The organism is Fimbriimonas ginsengisoli Gsoil 348 (assembly GCF_000724625.1).
GTDB lineage: Bacteria > Armatimonadota > Fimbriimonadia > Fimbriimonadales > Fimbriimonadaceae > Fimbriimonas > Fimbriimonas ginsengisoli.
Genome location: NZ_CP007139.1, coordinates 593902 through 607565 on the forward strand (window position 1 = coordinate 593902; position 13664 = coordinate 607565).

The 13664-nt window shown below is 61.5% G+C and carries 13 protein-coding genes; 7 read left to right on the forward strand and 6 right to left on the reverse strand.

The genetic code is table 11. The features are described from left to right. Nucleotides 1-96 precede the first annotated feature (96 nt). From OP10G_RS02750 to OP10G_RS02765, 4 genes are read left to right on the forward strand one after another with little or no spacing between them, the layout of a single operon-like run. The gene (locus tag OP10G_RS02750) at nt 97-978 is read left to right on the forward strand and encodes a DUF58 domain-containing protein (RefSeq protein WP_025227412.1); all 882 of its coding nucleotides are present in this window, start codon (nt 97-99) and stop codon (nt 976-978) included. Continuing rightward, on the forward strand, nt 966-2795 hold the full coding sequence (locus tag OP10G_RS02755; protein ID WP_038472395.1) for a vWA domain-containing protein: 1830 nt from the start codon (nt 966-968) through the stop codon (nt 2793-2795). The genes OP10G_RS02750 and OP10G_RS02755 overlap by 13 nt, the downstream gene beginning before the upstream one ends. 3 nt (nt 2796-2798) lie before the next feature. Continuing rightward, on the forward strand, nt 2799-5606 hold the full coding sequence (locus tag OP10G_RS02760; protein ID WP_025227410.1) for a VWA domain-containing protein: 2808 nt from the start codon (nt 2799-2801) through the stop codon (nt 5604-5606). A gap of 36 nt (nt 5607-5642) precedes the next feature. Then, complete coding sequence (locus OP10G_RS02765; RefSeq protein ID WP_025227409.1) at nt 5643-6677, forward strand: PDDEXK nuclease domain-containing protein; 1035 nt, start codon at nt 5643-5645, stop codon at nt 6675-6677. On the opposite strand, the gene rfbD is transcribed toward OP10G_RS02765, so the two are convergent. Beyond that, entirely contained in the window at nt 6646-7533 is an 888-nt protein-coding gene (gene rfbD / locus OP10G_RS02770) for a dTDP-4-dehydrorhamnose reductase (protein WP_038472401.1), read from the reverse strand. The genes OP10G_RS02765 and rfbD overlap by 32 nt on opposite strands. A 37-nt stretch (nt 7534-7570) precedes the next feature. Between rfbD and OP10G_RS02775 the strand changes: the two genes are divergently transcribed. Next, nucleotides 7571-8818 (forward strand): MFS transporter, encoded by a 1248-nt coding sequence (locus OP10G_RS02775; RefSeq protein ID WP_025227407.1) that lies wholly within the window; start codon nt 7571-7573, stop codon nt 8816-8818. Between the two features lie 109 nt (nt 8819-8927). Here OP10G_RS02775 and OP10G_RS02780 read toward each other — a convergent pair whose 3' ends face one another. From OP10G_RS02780 to OP10G_RS02800, 5 genes are read right to left on the reverse strand one after another with little or no spacing between them, the layout of a single operon-like run. Beyond that, nucleotides 8928-9488 (reverse strand): NADPH-dependent FMN reductase, encoded by a 561-nt coding sequence (locus OP10G_RS02780; protein WP_025227406.1) that lies wholly within the window; start codon nt 9486-9488, stop codon nt 8928-8930. 9 nt (nt 9489-9497) lie between these two features. Then, nucleotides 9498-10166 carry a dienelactone hydrolase family protein gene (locus OP10G_RS02785; RefSeq protein WP_158409125.1) on the reverse strand — a complete coding sequence of 223 codons (669 nt, stop codon included), beginning with the start codon at nt 10164-10166 and terminating at the stop codon, nt 9498-9500. A gap of 47 nt (nt 10167-10213) precedes the next feature. Beyond that, entirely contained in the window at nt 10214-10819 is a 606-nt protein-coding gene (locus OP10G_RS02790; protein ID WP_025227404.1) for a hypothetical protein, read from the reverse strand. 20 nt (nt 10820-10839) lie between these two features. Beyond that, nucleotides 10840-11316: a D-aminoacyl-tRNA deacylase gene (gene dtd, locus OP10G_RS02795; protein ID WP_025227403.1), complete on the reverse strand. Its 477-nt coding sequence runs from the start codon at nt 11314-11316 to the stop codon at nt 10840-10842. A gap of 13 nt (nt 11317-11329) precedes the next feature. Next, nucleotides 11330-11575 (reverse strand): hypothetical protein, encoded by a 246-nt coding sequence (locus OP10G_RS02800; RefSeq protein ID WP_025227402.1) that lies wholly within the window; start codon nt 11573-11575, stop codon nt 11330-11332. A gap of 79 nt (nt 11576-11654) precedes the next feature. Between OP10G_RS02800 and OP10G_RS02805 the strand changes: the two genes are divergently transcribed. Beyond that, a complete protein-coding gene (locus OP10G_RS02805; RefSeq protein ID WP_025227401.1) occupies nt 11655-11891 on the forward strand; it encodes an RNA-binding S4 domain-containing protein in 237 nt (78 codons plus the stop codon). A 322-nt stretch (nt 11892-12213) separates the two neighbouring features. Continuing rightward, nucleotides 12214-13662: a DUF1501 domain-containing protein gene (locus OP10G_RS02810; RefSeq protein ID WP_025227400.1), complete on the forward strand. Its 1449-nt coding sequence runs from the start codon at nt 12214-12216 to the stop codon at nt 13660-13662. Nucleotides 13663-13664 lie beyond the last annotated feature (2 nt).

Here is a 13664-nt window from a genome sequence, read left to right on the forward strand (position 1 = left end):
TTCAGAGACCACCGCGGGGGGCGGACGTCCCGTCCGCCCCCCGGACAACGGGCGTCCCGCCCGCCTCGATGCTGCCATGCCCCGCGGAGGAAGCCGATGACGCAGTTCCTCCTCGAACCCCGCGAGTTTCGACTCCTCGACGGGATGCGCCTGAACCCGCGGAAGTCGTTTCCGGGCCGGGTGCGCGGCGAGCGACTGACCCGTAAGAAAGGGATCTCCATCGAGTTCGCCGACTACCGCGAATACTCCGAAGGAGACGACCTCCGGCACCTCGACTGGAACGTTCTCGCTCGCCTCGACTCGCCGGTGATGAGAACGTACCAAGATGAAGAAGACCTCGCCGTCCACCTTCTCCTTGACCTCAGTCCGAGCATGGAGTTCGGCGAGCCGAGCAAGCTGGCGCAGGCGCGGCGCCTCGCCTGCGCCGTCGGATACATCGCCCTCTCCGGCGGCGACGCGGTACTTCCCCGCGCCCTTGGTCCGCGCGAGCCGAACGTACGGGCGCTTCGCGGCCGCGCCGGTTTCCCGCGACTATCACAATGGGCCGAAACCGCGCGACCACCCGAGCGGAACCGCGATAGCCTTGCCGCTTCCCTTCGCGGTTTCGTGAACGCAGGGACCCGAACCGGGATCGCGCTGCTGGTCAGCGATGGAATGGATCCGGAAGCCGCAACCGCCATTCGCAGCCTCGGCGGACGAGGGCACGAAGTCTGGTTCTTACAGGTTCTCAGTGATATCGAGTTAGACCCCGACCTTGAAGGAGACCTCCGACTCCTGGACGCCGAGAGCGGGTCTCCCGTGGAGATCACCGCCAACAGCTACGTGCTGAAGGAATATCGTAAGCGGCTGGAGGAGCACAACAACTCTCTCGTCGAGGCAGTTCGCCGAGTCGGCGGGCGGCACGCGCTTATCCGCGCCGACGAGCCCCTGGAAGCCGTGATCAAGAACGTCCTCAAACGCGACGGGTGGACCCAGTGAGCTTTCAAAACGCGGGCGCTCTGCTGTGGCTGCTCCCTCTCGCGGGGATCGTCGTCCTGCTCTATCTCCTCAAGATGAAACGGCGAGACGTCCGCGTTCCCGCCACGTTTCTCTGGCCGAACCGCGTCGACGAAGTCCGGGCCAACGCACTTTTTCAGAAGCTCCGCCCCAGTTGGCTGCTGTTCCTTCAGCTCCTGGCCCTGAGCCTGACCGTTTTCGCCTTGGCCAAGCCTCAGACCCAGCAGCGCGGGCTCACCGGAGAAGTCACCGTCATCGTCGTCGACAGCTCCGCGAGCATGGCCGCGACCGACGTTCGCCCGAGCCGATTCGACGAAGCCAAGAGGCTCGCCAAGGAGGCGATTCAAAGCGCGAAGGCAAGTGACCGCATCGCCCTCATTGAAGCGGGACCGACCCCGCGCGTCGTCTTTCCCCTCGGCAACGACCCGGCTCGTCAGCTCCTGGCTTTAGAGACTCTAAAGGGCACCGACGCCGAAACGGATGTTGGTGAGGCGCTTCGGCTCGCGAGCGCCTTGGTCGGCTCTCTGGATGGTGCTCGAATCGTCCTTCTTTCGGACGGAGTGTTCAATCCGGTCACCAACTTTTCCCGTGGTAAAGCCGCGCTGGTGTACGAGCAGATCGGGGAGATGGACGATAACGTGGCAGTCTCCGCGCTGGGACTAGCCGACACCGCGAGCGGGCGGAAGCTGTACGCCGGAGTTAAGAACTATTCCAGCAAGCCGATGGAGGGGACGTTGACCCTCTACGCCGACGGTAAGCCGATCGACTCGATCAAGACCGGGGCGATCGCCCCCTCGACCCAGTACGGCCGCACCCTTTCCGCGCCCGCCGGAGCCCGAGTATTTGAGGCGAAGCTGGAGTCCTCGGACCTCCTGAAGTCCGACAACTACGCGGTCGCTCTGGCCGACCCGGGCGCCTCGCTCCACGTCCTCCTCCTCTCCCGCGGCAATCCATTCCTGGAGCGGGCGCTCACCCTCGATCCCCGAGTCACCCTCGACCGAGCCACCGAGCTTCCTCCCGAAGAGCGCGGAACCGGGTCTGGCCAGTACGACATCGTCATCTTCGACGGGATTCCGGAGCAGCCGGTGAAAGCGCGCGGCGTGCTCACCCTCGGAACGGCCGGAAGCACCTCCCCGGTGACCGACGAAGGCATCGTAAAAGGAACCGCCTTTCTCTCCGCCGAACCGAAGCCGCTCATGAACGGAGTCGACCTGCAGGGGGTCTTCATCGACCAGCAGCACAAGGTTAAGCCGAAGGGGAATGGGCAGGTGCTGGCGGTCAACAGCACGGGTCCGTTGGTTGTGACCTCCGAATCGGTGGGTCGAAGGCAGATCTACCTCGCCTTCGAACCGCTCCAATCCGACTTCCCGCTGCAGGTTGGCTTCCCGATCTTTGTCGCCAACGCACTCGATTATCTCGCCGGAGGCGAGAGCGCGGATCTCATCGCCATCCGAGCGGGCGCTCCCTTCTCCATTCCTTCGACGAAAGGGGCGACGCTGCAGGCTCCGGACGGCGCGAAAGCGGAGCTAAAACCAACCGGAGCCGTGCTGGTCGTGCGGGAAGCCCGGCGGGCCGGTGCCTACACGTTGGATGTGAGTGGGCGAAAGAAGTCGGTCTACGCCTACCTTCGCAGCGAGCGTGAGTCGTCCATCGCCCCTGCCAAGAACGTTTTCCTAGGAGGCGGACAGGTTCGGGCGACCGAAACGCCTCTGACCTTCTCCGATTTTTGGCGTCCCCTCGCCGTTCTCTGCCTTCTGGTCCTTTGCGGCGAGTGGTGGCTGTTTGCGAGGAGAAGCTAGCCGATGCGATTTACGCACCCGCTCTTCCTCGTCCTGCTGATCCCGGTCTTGATCGGGCTTTGGTACAGCTTTCGGCACGTACACGGCATGGCGAGAGGTCGAAAGCGGCTGGCATTCGGCATTCGATTTCTGCTCGCTTCCCTCCTGATCTTCGCGCTCTCCGGCCCCGAAGCTCGGCGGCCGAACAAGGGGCTCTGCACGATGTTTCTTCTCGACCGGAGCGATTCGGTCTCCGAAGCCGATCGGAAGCGGGCGGAAACATTCGTCGACGAGGCGATGAAAAAGCTCAGCGCGGAGGACTTGGCCGGTGTCGTGGCGTTCGGCAAGAATGCGGTGGTCGATGCCGCTCCCGGCGGGCGGCGCGAACTCGGCAAAGTTCTTAGCACGGTCGACGGCGCCGCCAGCGATTTGGCGGCTGCGACACGGCTAGCCAGCGCCTCGTTTCCCGATGGGAAGGCGCGACGCCTCGTTTTGCTCAGCGACGGTAACGAAACCTCGGGCGACCTGGAAGAGGCCGCCCAGGTCGCGGCGACGGACGGAATTCCGCTCGACGTGGTGCCGCTCGGGTTGGAAGAGCGGAGCGGCGAAGCTGCCGTTCTCGGGGTAGAAGCTCCTACCGAGATTCGTGCCGAACAGCCATTCGACCTTCGGGTCATCGTCGACTCGGCCCGAGCTCAACGAGGGGTGCTAGAGGTAGACCGAGACGGGGTACTCCTTAAACGTCTGAACGTATCGCTCACCGCGGGCCGAAACGCCGTCGTCGTAAGCGAAAAGCTCAAAGACGTGGGCTTCCATCGATATCGAGCCACGTTACACGCCGAGTTCGACGTCGACAATCGAAATAACGTCGGCCTGAACTTCGTCGCCGTACGGGGCAAACCCCGGGTTCTAGTTCTTCAGCAAGATCCTAAGGAGACCACTCTTGCCGAGGCGCTTAGGAAGAACGGCCTTGCCGTCGATCTCGGCGGTCCTGCAAGCATTCCGAGCAAGCCGGAAGAGCTACAGATTTACGATGCGGTGCTCCTGAACGACATCAACGCGGCCTCGATCACGTTGAACCAAATGAAGCTCTTACAAGCCGCCGTACGCGATAGCGGAGTCGGCTTCGCCATGATCGGCGGCGAGAATTCCTTCCTTCCCGGCGGCTATTACGGCTCGCCGATCGCGGAAGTGCTACCGGTTGATCTCAATATCCGCCAGCGGAAGACCTTTCCGAGCACTTCGATCCTGATCATCATCGACGCCTCGGGATCGATGTCGATGCCGGAGGACGGCATGAGCAAGCTGCAGATCGCCGGGCTCGCGGCGGAGCAGACGGTGAAGCTGATGTCGCCGATGGACCGAATCGGCGTGGCGGGCAGTGGCGACGGAATCGAGTTCGTCGCGCCGATGCAGAAGCTGACGAACAAGCAAGCGGTCATCGACCAGATCCGCCACCTCAGCCAAAGCGGCGGCGGCATCTACGTCCGCCCCTCCGTCGCGCGGGCCAAGGAGGAGCTCGAAAAGGAGCAAACCCAAGTCCGTCACTTCATCCTCCTCGCCGACGGCGCGGATGCGGAAGACCACGAAACCGCCATCGAGAACGCGGGACTGATGCGCCTCGAGCACATCACAACATCGGTTGTAGCGATCGGCGATGGGCAAGACGTGCCGTTCCTGAAGCAGCTCGCCGCCGCGGGCGGCGGCAAGTTCTACCTCGCGCTAAAGGCAAACCAACTTCCCGCCATCTTCACTCAGGACACTTCGATCATGTCTCGCTCCGCGATCGAGGAAGGGGCATTTATTCCGAAGCTGGTGATGGGTGAAGAGATTCTGAGGGGGATCGCCGACGAGGGCGTTCCTCCTCTTCTCGCCTACGACCTCACCGATTCGCGACCGCTCGCCCGGATGGGCATGCGGACGAAGAAGGACGATCCGCTGCTCGCGACTTGGCAGTACGGCCTCGGGACTTCGCTCGCATTTACTTCCGACGCACACCCGCGCTGGGCAAAGAACTGGGTTGGTTGGGCCGGTTTTGGTACCTTCTGGGCGCAGGCGACCCGGGCGATTTCTCGTCGGGCAACCCTAAACAACTACCAGGTGAGTGTCCATCACGACGGCGGCAAGGGGCACGTACAGGTCAAGGCGTTCGACCGTCTCGGGAATCCTCTGAGCGCGAATAACGCCGTCGTTCGAGTGGCGACTCCGACCGGTGAGTCTCGGGATGTACGCCTTTCCCAGGAAGGCCCCGGCGCCTATGTCGGCGACTTCGACGCGTCCGAGATTGGCACCTACATTGTCACCGTCGCCGAACAGGACGCGGTGGGAGGGCCACGAACCAGCGCAACCGGCTTTTCCCTCGCGTACCCAGCCGAGTACAGGAGCTACCGGACGAACCGGCCACTTCTCGAGAGGGCGGCGGCGCTGACTACCGGCATGACGTTGACTTCCCCGGCTCAAGCCTTGCGTCCCGTGCCGAACCCCGGGGCGTCGATCACCGAGCTTTGGCCGACGCTGATGTTCCTGGCCGCCCTTCTTCTGCCGATCGACATCGGAGTTCGGCGGCTGGCGCTGCCATTGGGCGAGATTTTGGCCAAAGTTTGGGCCCGCCTAAGGCGCCGACCTGCGGCTCCCGTCACCCAGCAAGTCACGGTTGGCCGCCTTCAGCAGGCGAAGCAGAGGGCGCAACGGGAGACATCCCCCGAACCTGCGCCCACGGTCATCGCGCCCGGACCAACGAAGCCGACCGCCCCGACCCCGCGCCCCACCTCGGGGACCGGAAGCACCGCGAAGGGGTTGCTCGATGCGAAACGAAAGCGAGGTGAGGAGTAATTTCGTCTGCCTGAGATATGCTCTTGGTCAGATCCGATGATCCCTTCCTTTCCCGCTGAATACGGCCCGTTTCTTGAGGATCTCAAGGAACGTATTCGTACATCGCAACTTAAAGCCGTTGTCGCGGTCAATCGGGAGTTGGTGCTCTTGTACTGGCAAATCGGCAAGCAGATCTTGGCGGCCCAAGCAACCGAAGGCTGGGGAACCAAGGTTGTCGAACGACTCTCCACCGACCTCCGCCGGGAGTTTCCGGACATGAAAGGGTTAAGCTCGCGGAACCTTAACTATATGAGGGCGTTTGCGGAGGCCTGGCCGCAAGAACCAATCGTGCAACAGCTTGTTGCACAATTGCCCTGGGGGCACAACGTGAGGCTGTTGGACCACCTCAAAACTCCTGAGGAGCGGACGTGGTATGCGCAACAGACTCTCGAGTTCGGCTGGAGCCGAAACGTCCTCGAACTTCAAATCGAGAGCCGGCTTTACGAACGGCAAGGCAAAGCCGTCACAAACTTCCACCGTGCTCTCCCCGCGCCTCAGTCGGATCTCGCTCGCCAACTTCTCAAGGACCCTTACAACTTCGAGTTCCTGACCCTTCAAGCGGATGCTGAAGAGCGGCTGCTCGAAAAAGGGCTCGTCGATCACATCCGAAAGTTTTTGCTCGAGCTCGGAGCCGGATTTGCTTTCGTCGGAAGCCAGTATCACCTCGAAGTTGGCGGCGAGGACTTCTATATCGATCTCCTTTTCTATCACCTCAAACTGCGTTGCTACGTCGTTATCGAACTCAAGACGGGCAAATTCAAGCCCGAATATGCGGGCAAGCTGAACTTCTATCTCGCCGTCGTGGACGATCTCGTGCGGCATCCGGACGACGCGCCCTCGATCGGTCTCATTCTCTGCAAGGACAAGAATCAGGTAGTCGCGGAGTACGCATTGAGAAATACCACGGCGCCCATCGGTGTCTCAGCCTTCCAAATCACGGAAGCATTGCCCGACTTGCTCAAGGACAGCCTTCCCACCGTGGAGCAGATCGAACGAGAGCTTAGCAATGTCCCGGAAGGGATGGACCGTTAAGGTCTTCCGCCCATAGGGCAAGTTGATCCTCCCAAGCCGGTAACCGAATCCCGAATCGTCGTTGGACCTTTTCGTTGCTGAGGACGGAGTAGGCAGGGCGGGCGGCGGGGGTGGGATAGGCGGAAGTTGGGATAGGCTCCACTGTCGGCGCCACGCCGCCAAAGACTTCATTCAAAAGCGATTGGGCGAATCCGGCCCATGAGGTCTGTCCAGCAGCCGAAAGATGAAAGAGGCCGCCCGGCTCCTCGGGAAGCGCAAGAAAGTGGCCGACGATCTCCGCGATCGAATCGGCGATGCAGCGGGCGTTTGTGGGAGATCCTATCTGGTCGTCGACGACTCTAATGGGCTTCCCTTCTCGCGCAAGGCGAAGCATCGTCAGGGCGAAATTTCGACCCCGGGCGGAATAGACCCAGCTCAGCCGAAAGACCAGGTGCTTTGGGTCGGCGTTCAGGACCGATTCTTCCCCGCCCAACTTCGCCCGGCCGTAGGCATTGACCGGCGCGGTCGGATCGCTCTCCAGGTAAGGCGTTCGCTGACTGCCATCGAAAACGTAATCGGTCGAGAAGTGGATGAGCCGGATGCCCCGATCTCGGCACGCCTCGGCTAACGCCGCCGGCGCCACCGCGTTGGCGCGCCATGCGGCGGCAAACTCGGCCTCGGCTCGGTCGACGGCGGTATCTGCCGCCGCGTTGATCACAACCTCCGGAAGGTAACGCTCGACCGCATCCCCCAAGGTATCTGGTCGTAAAAGATCGGCTTCTTCGCGGCCGAGACCCACTGAACCGGGGATCGCCCTGATCAGCTGGTGCCCCACCTGCCCGCTTCGCCCCAAAACCAATACGCGCGGTCTGCCCACTCAATGAAGCTACCCCCACACGCCACAATAATCCCGGATGAGGAAACTGTCGGATGCGAAGCGGCTGGCGATCTACCTCTTCCTGATCACGAGCTCTTTCGGTTTCCTGCAGCCGTTCATGCCGCTCTACATGGACGCGGCACACCTCACGAAAGTGCAGATCGGCCTTGTCATGGGGCTTGGAGCAGGGCTCGCCCTCGTGATCCAGCCGCTTCTCGGCAGACTCTCCGACCGTCTCGACGCGAGGCGGCCATTCATCAGCGGAAGCGCATTGGCCGCCGCACTCGCATATCTCTCCTTCCCAAACGCCCACGGCTTCCCGACGTTCGTTGCCTTAGTAGCGGTCGGAACGAATGGCACGATGTACCTGACGGCTGCCGGCGGCGTACTGGTGGGTCGTCTGGTTCAAGCCACCCAAGGCGGAGCGGCGTACGCCAACATCCGGGTCTGGGGCTCCGTAGGCTATATCTTCACCTCCCTTCTCACCGGGTGGCTCACTAGTCGCCACGGCGCGGGAGCGACCAGCCGCGAAGTCCTGAATGGCGTCTTCCGGATCGGGCCGCTGCTCTTTCTTGCCATTGCCGTAATTGCCTGGACCCTGCCCGACCGGAAGAGCACCGCTAACTCGGGCGAAGTCGCCGGCAAAGCGCCCCTCCCCGAAAATCTCAAGCGATTCCTGATCGCCTACTTCCTTTACTCGGTCGCCCTATATGGAGCCACCGGCTTCCTCGGCCTGTACATGAAGTCGCTCGGCGCCTCCCCTATGTGGATCACCGGCACGTTTGCTGCGGGCGTGGTGGTGGAAGTGCTGGTGATGCGCCAGTCGGGCCGGCTGTCCGACATCTACGGCCGACGCCCGATTCTCGCCATCGCGTTCCTCATCCTCCCCTTGCGTCTGCTGTTGTACGTCCCCGCGACCGGTCCCTTGTGGGTCTTGGTCGTCCAGACCATGCACGGGTTCAACTTCGGGATCATGGGCGCGGTGGCGATCGTCTTTGCCAACGACCTTGCTTCCGACAAGAGTCGGGGCCAATCGCAAGCCCGCCTCGCGGCTTCCGGAGGGCTTGCTTCCGCCGTTGGGCCGATGTTATTCGGCCAAGCCGCCCAGGTCATGGGGCTGCACCTCATGTTCGTGGTGGCCGCCGCTATCGCCGCCATCTCCGCCGCGGTCTTTATGTTCGGCGTCGAGGACTCCCACCCCGACTCCCAATCGCTCGCCGACCGCGGCCCCGCCTTGCTGCGACCGTTGCTAAGGTGGTTCGATGCTCCCCAGAAACGGCGCTAACGTAGCATAGGCCCCCACTGGCAAAGATGCCAGTGCCACGTGGTCGTGTGAAGGGGCCAGGGGCAGGATGCCCCTGGGACCCACGGGCTGGAAGCCCGTGCCACGGGCATCATCGCAAAACCTTAAGTGCTTCAGCCCACCGGAGCAGTTCGTCCAACATTACCGTCGCCGATTTCTCGATCAGCTCCGTTGGCACAAAGAGCTGTTCGTCGTTCACGAGCTTGCTGAAAAATGGAATGACAACCGCTTCGGGAAGCGGCATCATCTTCAGCGCAGTAACCGTCAGCTTCGTCATTTGCACCGACCGCAAACCGCCCGACACTCCGCCGTACGAAACGAATCCGACCGGCTTACAGGCCCACTCGTTGAAAAGGTAGTCCAAGGCGTTGATCAACGACGGCGGCGGCCCGAAGTTGTACTCGGGCGTGACGAACACGAAAGCGTCCCCCGCTGCAACCGTTGCGCTCCACTGTTTTGTGTGATCGTGCTCGTACTGCTGAAGGCGCGGGTGGGCCGGCTCGTCGATCAGAGGGAGGTTGACCTCGGCGAGGTCGACCAGCTCAATCTCGAACTTGGCGTGGTTCTTTGCAAAGTCGAAAAACCACTTTCCGACGGCAGGCCCGACTCGCCCCGGACGAGTGCTGGCGATGACGACGATCAGACGTGGCATGAAGTGGAACTACCGCAGATTCTCTTTCAAAAACCGGATCGTTCGCTTCCAAGCATCGGCCGCTGCCGCCGCATCGTACACTTCGGGACGGTCGTCGTTGAAAAAGGCATGCTGGGCGCCCGGATAGGTGATGAACTCATGAACCTTCCCCAACAGCGTCAGTTCCTTCGACATGGCCTTAACCAGTTCGGGGTCGACGCAGTCGTCGTGCTCGGCAAAGATTCCTAAAACGGGCCCGCTCAGAGTTCGATAGGATGGCTCGACGTTCGGATGGATGCCGTAAAAGTTCACGCAAGCTTTGATGACCGGATTGCTGCCGGCGGCGAACAGAGCAAGCTGGCCGCCCATGCAAAAGCCGACGACTCCGATCTTCTCGCCCTCCGTCGCCGGGTTGACCATCAGCGTCATGATCGCTTTCCGGAGAATCGCCTCTGTGTGCGCGATGTTCAGCGCCTGCATCATCGAGGCCGCTTCGTCCGGCTCCTTTGTGCTCTTGCCGTGGTACAGATCGGGAGCGAGAGCGGTAAAGCCTTCGTCGGCGAAACGGTCGCAGACACGCTTGATGTGGTCTACGAGACCCCACCACTCTTGGATCACGATGACGCCCGGACCCTTACCGGTCTTTGAGGGGGACAGGTAGGCATCGTGCTCGTGCGACCCGTCCGAAAACTTGATCATCTCCCCGCCCATGACTTAGTGTAACTCCTGTTTCTAGACTACGTAACTTAGCCGTTTGTGGCAGACAGAGAGATGTCGACTGTGGTTCCACCGGTGGGCATGATGATCTGGTTTCCGCTCACGACGATCGTTTTTCCCGGTCGCAAAGTGAGGTGCGCGGGGCGGGAAGAGACGTGGAGGCTGAAGATCAGCGCGAACCGAACTCGGCCGCCGGGGGCCACCATCACGGGATCGAAGCTGTAAGGAATCTTGTCTTGCGGATCTTGCCGAACATCCGATGTGGTTCTCACGAAAGACTTTTGACGGACGTCCCAGTGCGGCCGGTCGGTAAGGCTCCCTTCCCCGTCGCTGAGCGCAGGCACCATTGCGGTAAGCGGGGCTGGCTGTGAGGAAGGATTTTCTGCCTCCAACTCGATCACGCTAAGGCGATCCTTCTTGAACCCGGGCGTGAGCCGGTCCTCTCGCTGATCGTATTTCTGCAGGTACGAAGTCTGTCCGGAGCGAACCGAGATCGTCCGAAGAAGCAATGGGCCGAAAGGAAACTGCTCCTGGCCCTTAACGAAGACCTGCGAATTCTTTCCACTTATTTGCGCCGAGCCCACCGTCAGACAGAGGATGTAAGAAGAGATTGCGAGCAGGCGAGAGACCAACATGTCGCAATGTTAGCGCATCGCTACTCGCGATCTACATCGACGATGACGGTCACCGGACCGTCGTTCACCAGCGATACCGCCATGTTGGCGCCGAAGACTCCCGTCCGGACGTCGATTCCGAGCGCTCTCAGTTCCGCAACGAAGCAGTCGAATAAGGCCCGGCCCTCTTCATATGGAGCGCTCTCCACGAAACTCGGCCGGCGATTCTTCTTCGTATCCCCGTAAACGGTGAAATTGCTGACCGCGAGCACATCGTATTCGAAGCGCGACGCCCCAGCATTCTCATTCGGAAAATCGAGAAGCGAAAGGTTCATCTTCCCTTCCGGGTCGGCGAAGATCCGCAGATTGGAAATCTTCCCCGCCATCTTCTTGGCTTCGGCGGGGGTGTCGTTCTTGTGGACGCCGACCAGCAGCATGAGGCCGTATCCGCATCGGCCGACCTCCCGCCCATCGACGCTCACGGTCGCGGCCGACACTCGCTGAACAATGGCGCGCATGAATCGCTGCCGGCTACTCCGTCCCGAGGACGGGCGCGGCACCGAAGTTCACCATCGGATTATCGGCTCGGAGGTCTCGCCCCTCCTCGGGGTCGAAGAATTCGATGCTTCCGCAAGTCGGGCAAACGTACACTGCGCTCTCGAATTTCTCGGCGAAACCCTCGCCCGGATCGCCAACCAAGCCCCATCGACGCCCTTCGTGGAAACCCTTGATGCCGTGAAACACGAGCGGGACGCTGCAGCGAACGCAATTGACCATGTCTTCAAGACGTTACCGCAGTTCCTCGGGATGCATTCGGAAACTCATTAATCGATCGACCGATGGATAGAATGACGGCATGCCCCCACAAGGTGCGAAGCAACGCGAGATACGAATCACCACCGAGTTCATCACGCTCGGCCAGCTCATCAAGCTGCTCGACTTGGTGAACTCCGGAGCCGAGGTCAAAGCCCTTCTCGCCACCGCCCGCTTCGCCGTCAACGACGAACCCGACGACCGAAGGGGCCGAAAAATCTACCCGGGAGATATAGTAACCCTTCCGAACCAGACTCGGGTGAAGGTTATCAGCAAGTAGCTAGGCGAAGACCCTCCCCGCGCGGAGCCAGTTTCACTGAATTCGGTGAATTTTAGGGCTGCTGGTATTGATGGGCTGATGTCGCCTCTTTCAGGGCTCGGAGGGGTGGTCGGCGCCTTTACCAGGGTTCCGTTGCGCTCTGCTCTTCGCTTTAGGAGGTCGCGCTTTCAGCGCTGATGCGGGATCTGCAATTGGACGCAACTTCGATTGCTAGGCGCCCGGCTATAGCGGCATACAATGCAATGGCTTCCCCGCCCCGACGAACGATCCGTCGTACACTTAACCCAACGCCTAGCGCCTCAACGCCCAACGCCTGAAACCCATGTCCCAGTACAACCACGACGATCCGTTTCGGGACCTCTTTCTTAGCCGCCGGCAACTCCTCGGCCGGATGGGGAATGGGTTTGCGGCGCTTGGACTGATGGGGCTCCTCGGCGAGACGGCCCTGGGCCAAACTCCGGCGAAGGCTTACAATCCGCTCGCTCCACACAAGCCGCCACTTCCCGCGCGGGCCAAGCGGGTTATTTTCCTGTTTATGAACGGGGGACCTTCGCAGGTCGACACGTTCGATCCGAAGCCTTCGCTGCAAAAGTACGCCGGGCAGGCGATCCCGCTCCAGCTTCCAACGGAGCGGCGAACCGGCGCGGCGCTTCCGTCACCTTACAAATTCCAGAAGTACGGACAGTCAGGGATCGAGGTTAGCGAGATCTTTCCGAATGTCGCCAAGCACGTGGACGACATGTGTGTCATCCGCTCGATGCACGCCGACGTGCCGAACCACGAGCCTTCGCTGATGCTGATGAACTGCGGCGATGCCCGCCAAATCCGTCCGTCGATGGGCTCTTGGGTTCTCTACGGACTCGGCACCGAAAATCAAAACCTTCCCGGCTACATCGCCATGTGTCCCGGCGGATTCCCGATCCAAGAGACTCAAAACTGGCAAGCCGGATTCCTCCCGGGGGTGCTCGCCGGGACGTATATCGACCCAAACCAGACCGACATCGACAAGATTGTCGAGAACATCAAGAACCACTACACGCTGCCGAGCGAGCAGCGGGCCCAGCTCGACTTGGTTCAGAAGTTAAACCAGAAGCACCTCGCCTCGCGCGACCACGACCCGGCGCTGGAAGCGCGGATTCAATCGTTCGAGCTGGCGTACCGGATGCAGACGGAAGCGACCGATGCGTTCGACATCGGCCACGAATCGCAGGCGACCCGAGATATGTATGGACCCGGCAACTTCGCCCGCCAGTGCCTGATGGCACGCCGGCTGGCGGAGCGAGGGGTCCGGTTCATCCAGCTCTATCACGGCGCAGGACAGCCTTGGGACAGCCATGACGACATCGCCGAGCAACACCGGAACCTCGCCCATGAGTCCGATCAGGCCATTGGCGCGCTTCTGACCGATCTGAAGCAGCGCGGCATGTTAGATGAGACCCTGGTTATCTGGGGCGGAGAGTTTGGGCGTACTCCGACCGTCGAACTCCCCACCCCGGGGGCCAACGCGGGCAAGATGAACGGCCGGGACCATAACCACTATGGGTTCACCTATTGGATGGCGGGGGGTGGGGTGAAAGGAGGCACGGTTTACGGCGCGACGGACGAGTTCGGCTTCCGAGCCGAGCAGAACCCTGTGCACGTTCACGACCTGCACGCCACCATCCTGCACCTCCTCGGCTTCGACCACACCAAATTCACTTACCGCCATGCCGGCCGCGATTTCCGACTAACCGACGTGTATGGAAATGTCGTGCACGAACTGTTGGCGTAGGG

What these genes read in the sequence shown, in the direction of transcription:
- OP10G_RS02750 (WP_025227412.1), top strand. Translation starts at nt 97, where the DNA reads ATGACGCAGTTCCTCCTCGAACCCCGCGAGTTTCGACTCCTCGACGGG.
- OP10G_RS02760 (WP_025227410.1), top strand. Translation starts at nt 2,799, where the DNA reads ATGCGATTTACGCACCCGCTCTTCCTCGTCCTGCTGATCCCGGTCTTG.
- OP10G_RS02765 (WP_025227409.1), top strand. Translation starts at nt 5,643, where the DNA reads ATGATCCCTTCCTTTCCCGCTGAATACGGCCCGTTTCTTGAGGATCTC.
- OP10G_RS02775 (WP_025227407.1), top strand. Translation starts at nt 7,571, where the DNA reads ATGAGGAAACTGTCGGATGCGAAGCGGCTGGCGATCTACCTCTTCCTG.
- OP10G_RS02780 (WP_025227406.1), bottom strand. Translation starts at nt 9,488, where the DNA reads ATGCCACGTCTGATCGTCGTCATCGCCAGCACTCGTCCGGGGCGAGTC.
- OP10G_RS02785 (WP_158409125.1), bottom strand. Translation starts at nt 10,166, where the DNA reads ATGATCAAGTTTTCGGACGGGTCGCACGAGCACGATGCCTACCTGTCC.
- OP10G_RS02790 (WP_025227404.1), bottom strand. Translation starts at nt 10,819, where the DNA reads ATGTTGGTCTCTCGCCTGCTCGCAATCTCTTCTTACATCCTCTGTCTG.
- dtd (WP_025227403.1), bottom strand. Translation starts at nt 11,316, where the DNA reads ATGCGCGCCATTGTTCAGCGAGTGTCGGCCGCGACCGTGAGCGTCGAT.
- OP10G_RS02800 (WP_025227402.1), bottom strand. Translation starts at nt 11,575, where the DNA reads ATGGTCAATTGCGTTCGCTGCAGCGTCCCGCTCGTGTTTCACGGCATC.
- OP10G_RS02805 (WP_025227401.1), top strand. Translation starts at nt 11,655, where the DNA reads ATGCCCCCACAAGGTGCGAAGCAACGCGAGATACGAATCACCACCGAG.
- OP10G_RS02810 (WP_025227400.1), top strand. Translation starts at nt 12,214, where the DNA reads ATGTCCCAGTACAACCACGACGATCCGTTTCGGGACCTCTTTCTTAGC.